At 70.2% G+C, this 15,375-nt stretch carries 15 protein-coding genes; 8 read left to right on the top strand and 7 right to left on the bottom strand.

Annotation, left to right across the window (positions count from 1 at the left end; all coding sequences use genetic code 11):
• Positions 1-2: 2 nt before the first annotated feature.
• From HZS54_RS03170 to hemL, 3 genes are all read right to left on the bottom strand, one after another.
• The gene (locus HZS54_RS03170) at positions 3-809 is read right to left on the bottom strand and encodes an HVO_0234 family beta-propeller protein (RefSeq protein ID WP_179920516.1); all 807 of its coding nucleotides are present in this window, start codon (positions 807-809) and stop codon (positions 3-5) included.
• 62 nt (positions 810-871) lie between these two features.
• The gene (locus HZS54_RS03165; protein ID WP_179920515.1) at positions 872-1,540 is read right to left on the bottom strand and encodes a DUF7344 domain-containing protein; all 669 of its coding nucleotides are present in this window, start codon (positions 1,538-1,540) and stop codon (positions 872-874) included.
• A 142-nt stretch (positions 1,541-1,682) separates the two neighbouring features.
• Positions 1,683-3,023: a glutamate-1-semialdehyde 2,1-aminomutase gene (hemL, locus tag HZS54_RS03160; protein WP_179920514.1), complete on the bottom strand. Its 1,341-nt coding sequence runs from the start codon at positions 3,021-3,023 to the stop codon at positions 1,683-1,685.
• 172 nt (positions 3,024-3,195) lie between these two features.
• Between hemL and HZS54_RS03155 the strand changes: the two genes are divergently transcribed.
• Positions 3,196-4,227 carry a Gfo/Idh/MocA family protein gene (locus HZS54_RS03155; protein ID WP_179920513.1) on the top strand — a complete coding sequence of 344 codons (1,032 nt, stop codon included), beginning with the start codon at positions 3,196-3,198 and terminating at the stop codon, positions 4,225-4,227.
• A 283-nt stretch (positions 4,228-4,510) separates the two neighbouring features.
• A complete protein-coding gene (locus HZS54_RS03150) occupies positions 4,511-4,819 on the top strand; it encodes a hypothetical protein (protein ID WP_179920512.1) in 309 nt (102 codons plus the stop codon).
• On the opposite strand, the gene HZS54_RS03145 is transcribed toward HZS54_RS03150, so the two are convergent.
• Positions 4,779-6,161, bottom strand: a complete 1,383-nt coding sequence (locus tag HZS54_RS03145; RefSeq protein ID WP_179920511.1) for a hypothetical protein — start codon at positions 6,159-6,161, stop codon at positions 4,779-4,781. The genes HZS54_RS03150 and HZS54_RS03145 overlap by 41 nt on opposite strands.
• A 159-nt stretch (positions 6,162-6,320) precedes the next feature.
• Between HZS54_RS03145 and HZS54_RS03140 the strand changes: the two genes are divergently transcribed.
• Positions 6,321-6,710, top strand: a complete 390-nt coding sequence (locus tag HZS54_RS03140; protein WP_179920510.1) for a DUF7383 domain-containing protein — start codon at positions 6,321-6,323, stop codon at positions 6,708-6,710.
• 346 nt (positions 6,711-7,056) lie between these two features.
• Complete coding sequence (gene thsB / locus HZS54_RS03135) at positions 7,057-8,715, top strand: thermosome subunit beta (RefSeq protein ID WP_179922921.1); 1,659 nt, start codon at positions 7,057-7,059, stop codon at positions 8,713-8,715.
• Between the two features lie 386 nt (positions 8,716-9,101).
• On the opposite strand, the gene HZS54_RS03130 is transcribed toward thsB, so the two are convergent.
• Complete coding sequence (locus tag HZS54_RS03130; protein WP_179920509.1) at positions 9,102-10,838, bottom strand: protein kinase family protein; 1,737 nt, start codon at positions 10,836-10,838, stop codon at positions 9,102-9,104.
• A 168-nt stretch (positions 10,839-11,006) separates the two neighbouring features.
• Positions 11,007-11,462: an HTH-type transcriptional regulator Lrp gene (gene lrp / locus HZS54_RS03125; protein ID WP_179920508.1), complete on the bottom strand. Its 456-nt coding sequence runs from the start codon at positions 11,460-11,462 to the stop codon at positions 11,007-11,009.
• 127 nt (positions 11,463-11,589) lie between these two features.
• Here lrp and glnA point away from each other — a divergent pair, with 127 nt between their 5' ends.
• The 4 genes from glnA (at position 11,590) to HZS54_RS03105 (ending at position 14,750) form a co-directional block, all read left to right on the top strand.
• Positions 11,590-12,960 (top strand): type I glutamate--ammonia ligase, encoded by a 1,371-nt coding sequence (gene glnA, locus HZS54_RS03120; RefSeq protein ID WP_179920507.1) that lies wholly within the window; start codon positions 11,590-11,592, stop codon positions 12,958-12,960.
• A 238-nt stretch (positions 12,961-13,198) separates the two neighbouring features.
• Positions 13,199-13,981 (top strand): endonuclease/exonuclease/phosphatase family protein, encoded by a 783-nt coding sequence (locus tag HZS54_RS03115; RefSeq protein WP_179920506.1) that lies wholly within the window; start codon positions 13,199-13,201, stop codon positions 13,979-13,981.
• Between the two features lie 93 nt (positions 13,982-14,074).
• Entirely contained in the window at positions 14,075-14,488 is a 414-nt protein-coding gene (locus HZS54_RS03110; RefSeq protein ID WP_179920505.1) for an SCP2 sterol-binding domain-containing protein, read from the top strand.
• A 73-nt stretch (positions 14,489-14,561) separates the two neighbouring features.
• A complete protein-coding gene (locus HZS54_RS03105) occupies positions 14,562-14,750 on the top strand; it encodes a DUF7470 family protein (protein WP_179920504.1) in 189 nt (62 codons plus the stop codon).
• A gap of 66 nt (positions 14,751-14,816) precedes the next feature.
• On the opposite strand, the gene HZS54_RS03100 is transcribed toward HZS54_RS03105, so the two are convergent.
• Positions 14,817-15,266: a hypothetical protein gene (locus tag HZS54_RS03100; protein WP_179920503.1), complete on the bottom strand. Its 450-nt coding sequence runs from the start codon at positions 15,264-15,266 to the stop codon at positions 14,817-14,819.
• Positions 15,267-15,375: the final 109 nt, after the last annotated feature.

Here is a 15,375-nt window from a genome sequence, read left to right as displayed (position 1 = left end):
GCTCAGACCACCGCGAGCGCGGCCACGCCGGGGAGGCCGAGCGAGCGCGAACGCCAGCCGCCGGCGCCGTCGGCGGTCGTCTCCGGGTCGGCCCCGACGAGGAAGGTTCCGTCGGCGGTGACGGCGTAGACGCACTCGCCGTAGCCGGCGTCGACGACCGACCCCTCGACCGGCAGATCCACGTCCGTCCACGCCTCGCCGTCGCGTTCGACGAACTCGTCGGCCGTCGCGGCGTGGGCGTGGCCCCCGCCCGCGGCGACCGCGCGGAAGGCCCCGTCGCGCTCGCGCAGCCAGCCGTTACCCAGCCGGTAGAGCCCGTCGTCGGTCGCCGCCAGCGGGACGCCGTCGGCGACGGCCACGTCGCGGACGCCCTCCAGCCCGGCGGTCGCGAGGGCGTCGCCGTCGACTCGGTGGACCCCGTCGGCGGCGGCGACGAAGCCGTCGGCGACGGCGCGCGCGTCGTCGACCGTCCCCAGGTCGGTCCACTCGCCGTCGCGATAGCGGGCGACCCGGCCCGACTCGTCGGCCGCGAGCACGTCGTCGCCGCGGTCGGTCCCGACGGCGACCGCCGGGCCGAACCCCAGCGGCTCGAACTCCTCGGGCCCGACGAGGGCGTCCTCGTCGGTGGCGACGACGACCGCGCCGTCGACCGTCGCCACGTCGCGGGCGTCCGTCCGGTGGGCGAGTCCGAAGCGGCCCACCTGGTCGCCCGAGACCCGCACGGTCGCCACGCCCTGGGCCGTCGCGAGGTAGGCGACCGTCTCCTCGCGGCGGTCGCCGTACATCCGTTTCTCCTCGATGGCGCTCATACGGGGAGTGGGCGGCCCGGGGGTGAAAACCTGCCGCCGCACCGGTTCGGAGCGCCCTCGTCTCACTCCACGGCCGCCCACGACCCGATGGGGCTCGCGGCGACCCAGGGGTCCGACCGCCAGGGCATCGACGCGGCGGCGAGGGTCCCGTCGGGCTCGCGAGTGACGAACCCCGCCTCGACGAGCGTCGGCAGGTGCGTGTGCGTCAGGGAGAGCTCGACGACCTCCGCGACGGAGGCGGGCACGGCGTCCGGTTCGACGCCGCGCTCGTGGGCGGCCACGACGGCGGCGATATCGCGGTCGGTCGCGGGGCCGTCGGCGAGCAGTTCGTAGAGGACGACCTGGCGGCGCGCGCTCGCCAGCGCGGCGAGCGTCGCGTCGTAGGCCGGGTCGTGGTGGTCGGCGACCAGCCGGGCGGCCCACTCGCGATCGAAGGGGGTGTCCGAGGGGGCCGCGACCAGCCCGGTCTCGGGGTCGAAGGTGATCCCACCGGCCTCGGCGAGCGCCGGGAGGTGGACGTGGTGGAGCGCGGTCCGCAGATCCGCCCGGTCGGTCGTCGTGTCGGGGGCCGCGGCGTCGGGACCGGACCCCGCTGGCCCCGACGCCAGCGCCGCGGTCAGCTCCCCCACGGTCGCGGTCGCGCCGCTGGCGACCAGTTCGGCGAGCGCCGCCCGCCGCGTGGCGTCGGCCAGCGCGTCCAGTACGGCCGGCGACGCCGTGGGGATCTCCATCGTGTGTCCCTTCCCGCTCGGCATCACTATAAACCGTTCCGAGCCTTTTCAGCGATTGATATCTCTACGCCCGATCGAACTGCAGTCCTGCGGTCCGATCCTCCCAACCCGGTGTCACGAGTGTGACCAGTCGCCGGCGGCGCTACAGCGCTTGCTTGTACGCTTCGAGGGTCGTCTCCACGTCGTCGTCGGTGTGGGCGTAGGTGACGAACTGCGCCTCGAACTGGTTCTGCGAGAGGAACACGCCCTGGTCTTTCATCTCGCCCCAGAAGACGCGGCGCCAGCGGTCGGTCTGGCCGGCCGCCACGTCGGCGGCGTTCTTGGGACAGTGCTCGAAGCGCGGACAGTCGGGACGCTGGGAACAGCCGCCCTCGCAGTGACCCTCGAAGGTCTCGGGGGCGTCGCGGGTGAACAGGACCTTGAAGATGCCCTCGGTGCCGGCGACGGTGTACTCGGGCGCCTGGTCCTCGACGATCTCTTGAAGGCCGGTCCGGAGCCGATCGCCGAGGTCGTTGATGTGCTCGTGAACGTCGTGTTCGGCGGCGTAGCGCAGCGATTCGAGGCCGGCGGCCATCGTGACGGGGTGACCCGAGAAGGTGCCGGCCTGGAACACCTCGCCGGAGGGGGTGAACTGCTCGATGAGTTCCGAGCGGCCGCCGATGGCGCCGACGGGGAAGCCGCCGCCGATGAGTTTGCCGAAGGTCGTGATGTCCGGGTCGATGCCGAACTTGCCCTGGGCGCACTGGAGGCCGCCGACGCGAAAGCCCGTGATCACCTCGTCGAAGATCAGCAGGGCGCCGTTGTCCTCGGTGAGGTCGCGCAGCGTCTCGTGGTAGCCGTCGACCGGTGCGACGATGCCCATGTTCGCCAGGATGGGCTCGACCATGACGGCCGCGATGTCTTCGCCGTGGTCCTCGAACACGCGCTGGGCGGCCTCCTCGTCGTTGAACGGCACCGCGAGCGTGTGCTCGGCGAACTCCTCGGGGATGCCCGGGCTGGAGGGCTCGACGTCGTCGTACTCCCCTTCGACGAGGGTGGTCTCCTGGGCGCCGTGGTAGCCCCCCTGCATGACGACGATCTTGTCGCGGCCGGTCGCGGCGCGGGCGAGCCGGCAGGCCGAGACGGTCGCCTCGGTGCCGGAGTTGACGAACCGGATCGACTCGACGCTGGGGACGTGCCGTGTGACGAACTCGGCGTGTTCGACTTCGATCTCGGTCGGCGCGCCGAACATCGGGCCCTCGCTGACCTTCGACTGCACCGCGGACTCGACGGGCTGGGGGAGGTCGTGGCCGTAGAGGAGGGGTCCGAGGCCCATCACCCAGTCGACGTAGCGGTTGCCGTCGGCGTCGATCACGTGGCCGCCGTCGCCGCGTTCGACGAAGAAGGGGTACGGTTCGATTGCGGCCCGCACCGAGGAGTTGACGCCGCCGGGCATGACCGACAGCGCGCGATCGTAGAGGTCCCGTGACCGGTCGTGGTTCATACCCCCCGCTTCTCGCTCGTCGCCCAAAGGCGTACCGAGGTGCGCCCACGCTTCCGGTTTCGGCTCCGCCCCGCGACCGAACTCGTTCGTTCGGCCCGCCGGAACCCCGCCGCGGCCGAGCCGCGCTTCCGCGTCCGGTAGCTTCTTGGCTCGACACGCGGTGGCACACCCCATGACCACGCGACTCGCGGCGATCGGCCTCGGCGACCTCGGACGGATGCAACTCGACGGCGTGACCGCCCACCCCGACGCCGACGTGACGGTCGTCGCCGGCTCCGACGTGGCCGCCGACGCCCGCGAATCGTTCGCCGCCGAGTACGACGCCCCCGCCTACGCCGACTACGAGGCGATGCTCGACGCCGAGGCGGTCGACGCCGTCACCGTCGTCACGCCCCACACCCTCCACTACGAGCAGACCGTCGCCTGTCTGGAGCGGGGGCTGGACGTGCTCCTCGAAAAGCCGATGGTCACCGAGACCGGCCACGCCGTCGACCTCGTGAACCGCGCCCGCGAGGGCGACTCGCTCCTGCAGATCGGCTACCAACGGCACCTCCACCCCGGCTATCGAGCCGTCCGCGAGACCGTCCTCGGGGGTGAGATCGGCGACGTACACATGGCCGCCTGCTACCTCGCACAGGACTGGATCGCGAACACGCAGGGCACCTGGCGCGTCGATCCGGCGCTGTCGGGCGGCGGCCAGCTCAGCGACTCCGGGTCGCACCTGCTCGACGCGCTGCTGTGGACGACCGACTCCCGCGCCCGCGAGGTCGCCGCCGTGATGGACGACCGCGACCACGCCGTCGACGTCAACACCGCCCTGTCGGCGACGCTCGACGGTCCGGACGGCCCGATCACCGCGAGTGTCGGCGTCAGCGCCGACGGCACCGGCTTCGAGGAGTCGCTCGTCCTCTGGGGGACCGACGGCCACCTCCAGTTCGACCACGGCGGGCTCACCGTCTTCGACAGCTCCGGCGGCGAGCCCGACCACCGAACGTTCGACGCCGGCAGCTACGCCGAGCAGACCACGAAGAAGGTCCTCGCCTTCCTCGACGCCGTCGAAGGTGAACGCGACAACCCCGTCCCCCCGGAGTTCGGACTGCGAGTCACCGCGCTGACCGAAGGGGCCTACCGCGCCCGCGAGTCCGGCGAGACCGTCGACGTGACCGAACTCGTCGCGAGCGCGCGCGAGGAGTACGGGGGGTAACCACATCGGTCACCGCCGTGTGACCAGCACACGTGGCGTGCGCTGTCGAGCGTGCCCGCGTCTTCGCGGGCCGCTCGAAATAGTCGCGCGAGGGATGAGAAGCGCAGCCTGCGAGCATCGCAAGCGGCTGGGGAGGTGTGAGGCCGTCTGCGGTTGCTGTGCGGGGCAGTGAGGTGCTGCGGTTGCCGTTGCGGTCCCTGGTGGACTGAAAGGGCGAGACGGGCTCGCGCCGGTAGTCGCCTGAGCGGCCCCTATCCGCGCGGGCGGTGCGGAGAGCGCGGATATGTCGCTCAGCGACCGCGAGCGCGTCGAGGGCTTTCAGCGCCTGCTGTCCTCGTCGGGTGCGGAATCGATTCAGAGCGAGCGGGCCGAGGGCTTTCAACGCCTGCCGTCGAACGCCGTCGAAACAGTTGCTAGCGAGCGCGGCGAGGGCTTTCAGCGCCTGCTGTCCTCGTCGGGTGTAGAATCAATTCAGAGCGAGCGCGGCGAGGGCTTTCAGCGCATGCGATCTCCCGCTATCGAACCAGTCACAGAGAACTATCACACAGACCTCAGCGCACGGTATCCTCGGCGGGGGCCCGGCCATCGCTAGAGGATTCGTCGGACAGATCGTCACCGTCGCCCAACCGGGAAATCAGCACGGCGCGGAGCGGGCGGGGGCTGTGCTCGCGGACGACCAGGAGCATGTTCGTCGCGAACAGCGCGAAGCCGACGGTCGCGAGCGAGCCCGAGACGGCCGTGACGGCGGTGGGGAGGCCGAGCGCGCTCGCGAGGACGATCCCGGTCGCGCCGAGGGTGACGCAGCCGAAGTCGGCGGCGGCGACGCGGTCGTCGTACAGGTCGTCGATCATCGGGACGGGCTCGTAGCCGAGGCGGTCGCTGTAGCGGTGGACCCAGACGATGAACGGGACGACGTGATAGAGGGTGCCGAGGACGACGAAGCCGACGACGCCGAACGTGAGCAGGTGGGGCGGGCCGCCGCCGAACAGCGCCGACGGAGCGAGCGGGTCGGCGAGCCAGGCGCGGCCGGCGAGGGCGGCCCACGCGGCCATCGCGACGGCGGCGACGGCGTACCGCGAGAGCATGGGCGTCCGCTCGACGGCGGTCTCGACGAGCTTGCGCGCGAGGACGACCGCGAAGCCGCCGAGGGCGAGCGCGACGAGGAGGCCGCCGACGCGGGCCAGCGGCGCCGACCCGAGCAGGCGCCCGGTCGCGAGCGCGAGGACGCCCGCGGGGTAGCCGACCTCCTCGAATCGCCGGAGATGGAGGTCGACGCCGTGCAGTTCGGTCTGGGTGAACATCGTGGCGAGCTGGTAGAGCGCGCCCAGCACCGTCGTCAGGACGGCGCCGAAGACGGCCAGCGTGGCGTGGGCGGCCGTCAGCCGGACGCGGCTCACGGGCGAGTCCGCGAGGAAGGGGATCGAGTAGTCCATCGCGAGGGCGAACCCCATCGCGGGGACGACGGCGAAGAAGCCGAGAGCGAGTGCGAAGTGGCGTTCGGTCACGTCCCAGGGGCGAGCGCCGAGGAGGGTCCGGCCGACGTTGTAGACGAACGTCCAGAACCCCAGCAGGGCGAGGCCGCCGAAGGCGTGGACCCAGCCGAGCGCGCCGGTCGCGAAGGAGGCGGCCATGCCGCCGACGCCGGTCGCGACGAGCCACAGCTGGGCGGTCGCCAGTCGCCGGGAGTGCAGGGCGACGTTCGACCAGACGGGGACGAACTGCACCATCGCGCCCATGATCGTCACGCAGACCCACCCCGCCAGCAGCAGGTGGACGTGCGCCAGCGCCGAAAATCCCGACAGCAGCCCGACGGCGTCGAGGACTCCCGCGACGCCGCCGGCGAGAAGCAGCGCCAGCCCCACGAGGAAGTGGCGGAGCGGCACCGTCATCGGGGGCTGGCGGTCGGTGTCGACCTCGCCCGGGATCGCGCTCATGCCCGACCGTACGACCGCCGAACTCGTCGGGCTGTGGCCGAACACGTTCGCCCGCGCCCGCCGGACCGCGGCGCCGGCGGTGGCGGTCGGCGACCGGGCGGTGCAGATCCGGTCGACAGGCGACCCGAAATATAAATCGGCTGACGCCCACTGTCCGGTATGGGAGACCGCCGCCCCAACTACGCGCTCGTCCCGTTCCAGCAACACCTCGGTCAGAACGAGGAGAGCCTCGCGGTGCCGTGGGCCGAGTTCGTCGGCGACGAGACCGACGAGCTGACCTTCGAGGTGCCGACCGACGACGCCACCGAGGCCTACCTCGAACTCCAGGCCTACGACGTCGAGGAGTACGGCCACGAGATCAGGGTCAACGACGTCGCGCTCTCCGGGTTCGACATCCCGCCGCGCGACGGCTGGCAGCAGTGGATGGACACCCTCTCCGGCATCGACCTCGTCGAGGGGGACAACACCATCAGAGTCGAACGCGACACCGACACGACCGACGCGTTCGTCGTCGGCGTCGTCGTCGTCCACTGGAAGGAACCGGCCTGACCCTTCCGTCCCGACCGACGCGCGTATCGACCGCCCGACCCACGGACCGCCACCCACAGACTGACCGACTCGCCCGTCGAACCGACCGCGCATCGACCGCACGTCGACCGCGCCCGCCGCCGCGCTCCGCGCAGACCCCTCGTCTTTCCCCGCCGACATATAAACCCCAGCATCACGCGTTCGGAGGCGTTGGTAACGGATCACACACGCAAACGGGGTAACAGGCTCGATATGGCGGTAACGCGGGGATACAGCGGGGCTACTCCGGGGCCGGTGAACGCCCTCGAACACCCAAATTTATATAGAAGCACATTCATACTCTCGGTTGAACATGAGTCAGCAGCGAATGCAGGGTCAGCCCATGATCATTCTGGGCGAGGACTCCCAGCGGATGAAGGACAAGGACGCGCAGAGCCACAACATCTCGGCGGCCCGCGCCGTCGCCGAGTCGGTCCGCTCCACACTCGGACCGAAGGGGATGGACAAGATGCTCGTCGACTCGCTCGGTGACGTGACGGTCACGAACGACGGCGTGACCATCCTCACCGAGATGGACATCGACAACCCGACCGCCGAGATGATCGTCGAGGTCGCCGAGGCCCAGGAGGACGAGGCCGGCGACGGCACGACGACCGCGGTCGCCATCGCGGGCGAGCTGCTCAAGAACGCCGAGGACCTCCTCGAGCAGGACATCCACCCGACCTCGATCATCCGCGGGTTCAACATGGCCAGCAAGGAGGCCAAAAAGGAGATCGGCGAGATCGCCACCTCCGTCGACCCCAGCGACGAGGAGATCCTCAAGTCGGTCGCCGAGACCTCCATGACCGGCAAGGGCGCCGAGCTCAACAAGGACGTGCTCGTCGACCTGGTCGTCGAGGCCATCCAGGCGGTCACCGTCGAGGCCGAGGACGGCAGCCACGTCCCGGACCTGCAGTTCCTCAAGCTCCAGACCCAGACGGGCCGCGCCGTCTCCGAGTCCGACCTGCTGACCGGCGGCATCGTCGACAAGGACGCCGTCCACAGCGACATGCCCAGCACCGTCGAGGACGCCAACGTCCTCCTGCTGGACACGCCCATCGAGGTCGAGGAGACCGAGACCGACGCCCAGCTCAACCTCGACAGCCCCGACCAGCTCCAGGACTTCATCGAGCAGGAGGAGGAACGGCTCAAGGAGATGGTCCAGACGATCAAGGATTCGGGCGCCAACGTCGTCTTCTGCCAGAAGGGCATCGACGACATGGCCCAGCACTATCTCGCCAAGGAGGGCATCCTCGCGGTGCGCCGCGTCAAGAAGTCGGACATCGAGTTCGTCTCCGAGGTGCTCGAAGCCCGCATCGTCTCGGACATCGACTCCGTCACCGCCGACGACGTCGCCGAGGGCAAGGTCACCCGCGACGAGGACGACGAGCTGTTCTACGTCGAGGGCAGCGGCCACGGCGCGACGCTGCTGCTGCGCGGCTCGACCGACCACGTCGTCGACGAGCTCGAACGCGGCATCAACGACGCGCTCGACGTCGTCGCCTCCACCGTCGCCGACGGCCGCGTCCTCGCGGGCGGCGGCGCCACGGAAGTCGAACTCGCCGGCCGCGTCCGCGACTACGCCGACTCCGTCAGCGGCCGCGAGCAGCTGGCCGTCGAGGCGTTCGCCGACTCGCTGGAGCTCGTCCCGCGCGTGCTCGCCGAGAACGCCGGGCTCGACTCCATCGACACGCTGGTCGACCTGCGCGCCGCCCACGAGGACGGCGACGAGCACGCCGGCCTGAACGTTCATTCCGGCGACGTGGTCGACACCTTCGAGGCCGGCGTCGTCGAGCCGGCTCACGCCAAGGAGCAGGCCGTCTCCTCGGCCTCCGAGGCCGCGAACCTCGTCATGAAGATCGACGACATCATCGCCGCCGGCGACCTCTCGACCGAGGGCGACGGCGACGAAGGCGGCCCCGGCGGCCCCGGCGGCGCGCCCGGCGGCATGGGCGGGATGGGCGGCGGCATGGGCGGCATGATGTAGACCCACTTTTCGACCACTTTTTCGAGCGGAGAGGTCCTCGCGCGCCGGCGGCGCGCTGCGGGAATCCTCCGCTCGAAAAACTTGGGGAAAACACCGTCAGAGACGAGCTCTGACGAGGTCTCGTTCGCTACCCTCACGAGACTGCCGGACGCGTCGGTCGCTTCGCTCCCTCGCGTCCGGTGTCTCGCGGAGAGCAGCGACGCGAGGCTCGTCAGAGCTTGCCTCTGACGGAGAACCGCGCGCCGACGGCGCGCGAATGCCTACCCGTCGACCCTCGCACCGCTCTCTGACCGCTGCAACCGCTCCCGAACCAGGCTTCCGCAGTCTGCGTTTCTTTCGTTTCCGACCGACGAGCGGCGGCTTCACCGATAGAATACGGACCGCCGTCACTCGCCGCCGACCGCTTCGAGGTCGTTCCGGAACCCCTCGACGGCGTCGTACCGCTTCGTCTTCTCCCTGCCCAACGCCTTCCCGAGGGCGCTGTCGAGCGCTTCGGGAACGGCATCGTTGACCGCGCTCGGCGCCGGTGGTCGGCCGTCGAGGACGCCCTCGCGGACCTCGCAGTAGGTGCCGGTGTAGGGCGGCCGACCGGTGAAGAGGTAGTAGCAGGTCGCGCCGAGGCCGTACACGTCGGTCGCGGCGTCGACGCGGCCGAAGTCGGTGTCGAAGTACTCCGGCGCGGCGAAGCGCGGGTCGAGGTAGTTCGCCGGCTGGAAGTACTCGCGGAAGGCGTGCATCAGGCCGACGTTGTCGAGCATCGGCCGTTCGAGCCCCGAGAGGGCGTCGCCGCGGAAGACGACGCTCCGGGGGTCGATACCGGCGTGGACGGTGCCGTGGCGGTGACAGTGAGCGACGGCGTCGGCGAGTTGCTCGGCCTGGCGGAGCGCCTCGTCGACCGGTGGCCGGTCGCGCTCGGCCAGCGATTCGTCGACCGGCTGGGTGGCGACCCACGGGCGCGGCCGGTCGCCCCACTCGACGACGTCGACGACGTGTTCACCGTCGGCCAGCGTCCGCCAGCGGCTCAGCCGCTTGGTCAGGTCGGCGGCGAAGTCCAGTCGGTCGGCCTCCTCGGGGCGCTCGAACAGTCGCGTCGCGATGCCGCGCTCCTCGTCCTCGTCGACGGCGCGACACCGATAGCCCGTCGCGAACCGGTCCTCGCAGCCCTCGGCCACCGCCGAGAGCCGGTCGAACGAACTCAGGGCGCCGATGGCCGCGAACGTCTCCGGCGTCTCCGGTTCCCGTCCGCCGATCGTCGGCGTCCGCTCCGCGGCGTCGTCCGCACCCCCGGACTCGGCGGGCGTCGCCGGCTCCGTCGGGATCGATTCGGCGTCACGCCCCTCGAAATCGGGATGGGTCGGATGCGTCTCCGGGACCGCCCCGGTGTCCTCCGCTCGCCCGGGTCGGGGCGTCCGCTCGGGTCCGGATCCGGAGCCGACGGGCCGCTGGTGGACGCCGCCGCGCCGGTTCGAGGGTCTGACGATCTGCCGCCCGTCACCAAGGTCCGCGACCGCCGTCCCGCCGACGCCGCCGTCGGTCTCGACGGATCGCGGGGAATCCGCGGCGCCGTCGGCCGACGACGGTGAACCCGCCGACGCGGCTCGGCCGGCCGATCCCCCGCCGGACCGGTCGGTTGTCGACCGTCCGCCGTCCCGGGGCCGTCCGCCGCGGGACCGCCCGTCGCCCGGTCGCCCGCCGTCGGCGTCGAGCGCGCCCAGCGCCGCGGCGGAGTCGACCGCGTCGGCGACGCGACCCGGGTACTTCCCGCGCAGGTACGCGAGCACCTGTCCGACCTCGAACGGTTCCGCGCCGCTCTCGCGGTCGCTCCAGGCGGCGAGCCGTTCGGCGAGGTAGCCGACGGCGGCCGGCTGGTCGTCGGCCAGCGCACAGAGCGTCCACGCGGCGCCGATCCGGACGGCGGTCGCGTCGTCGCCGAGGGCGTCGAGCAGTTCCGGAACGAGGCGGTCGCTCCCGCCCGCGGCGCGGGCGACCGCTCGGAGCGACTCGTCGGTGCCGGCGCCGTCGCCGACGACCAGCCCCGCGAGCACGTCCCGGATGTCCCGTTCGGCCGCGTCGCCGTCGCCCTCGACGGCGACCGACCGCTCGGTCGAGCCCCGGCTGTCCATACCCGTGAGAAGCCCACTCACCCTACAATAATACCCGTCAGACCGCCGTCAGACGGGCCGCTGACGGTCGTTTCGGAAGCGGAAAATCGGTGGTGGTTCCCGGTGCCCACACCCAGCGGGACACGCCGTCCGAGCGTCGGTGGCGCTACTCGGGCGCCCGGGGCCGAGCTACTCGGTATCGAGCTCGAACTGCTCGTGCTCGGAGGCGGCGTTGAGCACGACGCTCGTGTTGGACTCCTTGATCTCGGGGTCGACGAGCAGTTCCTTGATGTGCTCGTTCATGCCGTCCGTGTCGGCGAACTTGCCGATGGCGATGATGTCGTAGTCGCCGGTCACCTCGTAGACGGAGATCATCTGGTCGTGCTCGCGCAGCGAGTCGGTGACCTCCGGGAGCGCGTTGCCCTCCACCTTCAGCTGGAGGACGGCGGTCACGTCGTAGCCGAGCTTGTCGTAGTCGACTTTCGGGGTGTAGCCATCGATGATGCCGTCTTCCTCCAGATCCGAGAGGTGGTTCGACACCGTGGTCACCGACACGTCGAGGTCCTCGCCCAGGCTGCGCAGGCTCGCCCGCCCGTCGCCCAGCAGCGCATTCACCAACTTGCGGTCCAGATTTTCGTACGTCATTACGTCCACAGACGACACCGGGGCATTAGAATTTTACGAATATACAATTCCGTCTCTCGAAGGGGAAGATTTGCGCAGATGGATAGGGTTTTAATAATAGGGGCACACCGTTCTGGTGTCGATCAACATGACAAGCGAAAACGCGAAACCGGACGGGGGTCTCTCCGCCGAGGCACAGGACGTACTCGACGAGATCGAAGAGAAGAACGTCGACTTCCTGCGCCTGCAGTTCACGGACATTCTGGGGACAGTGAAGAACGTCTCGGTGCCGGCCGACCAGGCCGAGAAGGCGTTCACAGAGGGCATCTACTTCGACGGGTCGTCGATCAACGGCTTCGTCCGCATCCAGGAGTCGGACATGCGCCTGGACCCGGACCCGTCGACGTTCGCCGTGCTGCCGTGGCGTAACAACGACGACAGCGCGGCCGGCCGCCTCATCTGTGACGTCATCGACACCTCCAGCGGCCAGCCCTTCTCGGGCGACCCGCGCGGGGTGCTCAAGCGCGCCATCGAGCGCGCCGAGGAGATGGGTTACACCGTCAACGCCGCGCCCGAGCCCGAGTTCTTCCTCTTCGAGGAGGACGAGGAGGGTCGCGCGACGACGAAGACCAACGACGCCGGCGGCTACTTCGACCTCGCGCCGAAGGACCTCGCCCAGGACGTGCGCCGCGACATCATCTTCGGGCTCGAGGACATGGGCTTCGACATCGAGGCCTCCCACCACGAGGTCGCCCAGGGCCAACACGAGATCAACTTCACGTACGACGACGCGCTGTCGACGGCCGACAACGTCGCCACGTTCCGCTCGGTCGTCCGCGCCATCGCGGCCGAGCACGACCTCCACGCCACCTTCATGCCCAAGCCGATCCCGCGGATCAACGGCTCGGGGATGCACACGCACTTCTCGCTGTTCGAGGACGGCGAGAACGCCTTCCACGACGGCGACGACGAGTTCGACCTGAGCGAGACGGCCAAGCAGTTCATCGCCGGCATCCTCGACCACGCGCCGGCCATCGCCGCCGTCTCCAACCCGACGGTCAACTCCTACAAGCGACTGGTCCCGGGCTACGAGGCGCCGGTCTACGTCGCCTGGTCCGACCGGAACCGCTCGGCGCTCATCCGCAAGCCCGCCGCGCGCGTCCCGACCGCCTCCCGCATCGAGGCTCGGTTCCCGGACCCGTCGTGTAACCCCTATCTCGCCTTCGCCGCGCTCATCCACGCCGGTCTCGACGGCATCGAGCGCGGCCTCGACTGCGACGACCCCGTTCGCGAGAACATCTACGAGTTCGACGAGCAGAAGCGCGAGGAGTACGGCATCACCACGCTGCCGACGAACCTCGGCGAGGCCCTCGACGCCCTCGAATCCGACGAGGTCGTCCAGGACGCCCTCGGCGAGCACGTCTACGAGAACTTCGTCGAAGCGAAGACCCAGGAGTTCGACGACTACCGCGTCGACGTCTCCGACTGGGAACTCGACCGCTACCTCGAGACCTTCTAACCGGTCCGACACCGCGTCGGCCCACGATCGTTTCGGGCCAGTCGCTCGCCGCGGCCCCGACGCTCCGGCGGGCGCGCCGCCCGACCCGCGTTTCGCTTCTCGCCAGCCGTCTCTCCGCGCCCTGGCCACCGGTGGCGACCGTCCCGCCCGTCGACAGGTCACCGTCGCATTTATAAGCCCATACCGGCTCTGTCCCCCCAACGGACGGTCGGTCGCCGCCTCAGGCGACGGAGAACGTGTGAAGATACTCTCGTGTAACGCCGGTTACCTGCTCGACTACGACGGATCGCTCCGCGACTACGCGCTGAAACCCCACCGGGCGATGCTCGGCGACGACGCCGCCGAACAGCGCGCCACCGAGCGCCTCGTCGACGTGATCGCCGACGAGCGCCCGGACGTGGTGTGCCTGCTCGAGGTCGACCAGGGCTCGGCCCGCACCATGACCGAGGGCCAGGTCACCCGCCTCGCGGAGGCGCTGACCGACCGCGGGCTGGCCTACCACGCCCGCGCCGACGCCAAGTACGGCGACGGCAACGTCCTCGGCCGGCTCCCGGTGCTTTCCCATCTCTCGAACGGCCTGCTCGTCCGCGACGACATCGACGCCGTCATCGAAGCGCACTACCTGGAGACCGGTCCCAAGCGGCTCGTCACGGAGGTCCGCATCGGCGATCTCTCCATCTTCGCGGTCCACCTCGCGATGAGCGGCCGCGGTCGCCGCAAACAGCTCGACGAGATCGCCGCCATCGTCGCCGAGCGCGACCGCGTCGTCGTCGCCGGCGACTTCAACGCCTACGACGGCCTCGCCGAGGTCGAGGACGCCCTCGAAGAGACCGGCCTGGTCCTCCACGACCCCGGCGAGACGGTGCCCAAGCGCCCGCTCGACTCGCTCGTCTCCGAGACCCGCACCCTCGATTTCTTCCTCGCCTCCCCCGACATCGAGCCCACCCGCTGCGACGTGATCGACGTGCAGGTCTCCGACCACCGCCCCGTCGTGCTGGAGTTCGAGAACGGCGGGACCTGAGGCGGCGAGGGGAAACGGGGTCGGGACGGCGACGCCGAGCCGCCCCGCGAAACCCGAAAGGTCAAAGCCGCGGAGGGGACCACACCACACACGATGACACCGACGCTGCCCGGCGAGGCGGAGGCGTGGGCCGACCGGCTCCAGGCGCGACTCAACGACCGCGACGCCTTCGAGGCGGCCGCAGCGGGCTTCGACGCCACCTTCCGGTTCGCCATCCTCCCCGACGACCGCTACGACGGCGAGCCCGTCGTCCTCACCGTGGTCGTCGCCGACGGCGCCTGCGTGGCCGCGCGCGGCCACGACCCCGAGGCCGACTACGATTTCGGACTGGCCGGCCCCTACGCGGTGTGGGTCGACCTCCTGCAGGACGACCTCGACATCACCGAGGCCGTCATGGGCGGCTCCCTGGAGTTCGAGGGCTCGGAGATGGAACTGCTCTCCAATCGCGAGGCCGTCACCGAACTCGTGCGAGCCGCCCAGAACGTCGAGGCCGACTTCGAGTACTGAGGACGGAAGCCGACCGTGAGTGCGAACTACGGAGACTGAAACGGTTAAGGCCCGGCCGAGTGCAAGCGGAGACGTGATAGACAAACTCGGCGCCGCCGGGATCGTCGGCATCCTCGTGATCCTGGGCGGTATCGGACTCATCGCGTCGGTCGAACCGCTGATCGCCGCCGGGATCGGTCTCGTCGTCGCCGGCGTCGGCCTGATTCTCTACGGCGTCGTGACGAACCTGCTGGCGTCGTTCGGCATGGGCGGCATGGTCTGACCGAGGGTATCGCGCCGCTCCTGCCGGCCGCCCGCGTTCCTGCGCAGTCGTATCGTCGCTCGCCCCCTACGCGGTCGTATCGCGGCTCCGGCCGTCGACGATGTCGGTCTCGAAGTAGAGGTAGAAGGCGAGGACGAACCCGAGGAAGTACAGCACCACCGACAGCGGCGCGAGCAGGAGACCGACCCGCGGGTCGAACGACGCTCCGAGCACCTCGAACAGCAGCGTCTGAACGAGCCCCACCGCGTAGACGACGCCGCTGGCCTGCGCGACGAGTTCGGCGTCGACGCCGCGCACGAACACCACCAGCACGGACCCGATGACCGCGACCGTGGTGAGTTCGTTGATCGCCGCGTACTGGATCCCCGTCAGCGAGACGGGGCTCGCGAACTGCCCCGCCGCCATCGATTCGAACACGTTGACGGCGATGTTCCCGAAGACGACCGCGATCGCCGCGATGCCCGCTACTTTCGCCGCCGATTCGACCCCCAGTTCCGTGCGCTGGCTCCCAGCCATACCCGCCCTCGCTCGCCCCGTCGACAAAAAACTTGACACGACAGTCGTCGAGAAGGAGCCGGTGGGTCGGCGGTGAGTGGGACGGCGGCGGGGGAGGACGGCAGTGCGC

This window comes from Halosimplex pelagicum (assembly GCF_013415905.1).
GTDB lineage: Archaea > Halobacteriota > Halobacteria > Halobacteriales > Haloarculaceae > Halosimplex > Halosimplex pelagicum.
This window is presented reverse-complemented; position numbering and strand designations above follow the sequence as displayed.

Bases quoted from the DNA above. Each gene is read 5' to 3' on its own strand.
- HZS54_RS03110 (WP_179920505.1), top strand. From the start codon at position 14,075: ATGACACCGACGCTGCCCGGCGAGGCGGAGGCGTGGGCCGACCGGCTC.
- HZS54_RS03155 (WP_179920513.1), top strand. From the start codon at position 3,196: ATGACCACGCGACTCGCGGCGATCGGCCTCGGCGACCTCGGACGGATG.
- thsB (WP_179922921.1), top strand. From the start codon at position 7,057: ATGCAGGGTCAGCCCATGATCATTCTGGGCGAGGACTCCCAGCGGATG.
- lrp (WP_179920508.1), bottom strand. From the start codon at position 11,462: ATGACGTACGAAAATCTGGACCGCAAGTTGGTGAATGCGCTGCTGGGC.
- HZS54_RS03100 (WP_179920503.1), bottom strand. From the start codon at position 15,266: ATGGCTGGGAGCCAGCGCACGGAACTGGGGGTCGAATCGGCGGCGAAA.
- HZS54_RS03165 (WP_179920515.1), bottom strand. From the start codon at position 1,540: ATGGAGATCCCCACGGCGTCGCCGGCCGTACTGGACGCGCTGGCCGAC.
- HZS54_RS03145 (WP_179920511.1), bottom strand. From the start codon at position 6,161: ATGAGCGCGATCCCGGGCGAGGTCGACACCGACCGCCAGCCCCCGATG.
- glnA (WP_179920507.1), top strand. From the start codon at position 11,590: ATGACAAGCGAAAACGCGAAACCGGACGGGGGTCTCTCCGCCGAGGCA.
- hemL (WP_179920514.1), bottom strand. From the start codon at position 3,023: ATGAACCACGACCGGTCACGGGACCTCTACGATCGCGCGCTGTCGGTC.
- HZS54_RS03150 (WP_179920512.1), top strand. From the start codon at position 4,511: ATGTCGCTCAGCGACCGCGAGCGCGTCGAGGGCTTTCAGCGCCTGCTG.
- HZS54_RS03140 (WP_179920510.1), top strand. From the start codon at position 6,321: ATGGGAGACCGCCGCCCCAACTACGCGCTCGTCCCGTTCCAGCAACAC.
- HZS54_RS03170 (WP_179920516.1), bottom strand. From the start codon at position 809: ATGAGCGCCATCGAGGAGAAACGGATGTACGGCGACCGCCGCGAGGAG.
- HZS54_RS03130 (WP_179920509.1), bottom strand. From the start codon at position 10,838: ATGGACAGCCGGGGCTCGACCGAGCGGTCGGTCGCCGTCGAGGGCGAC.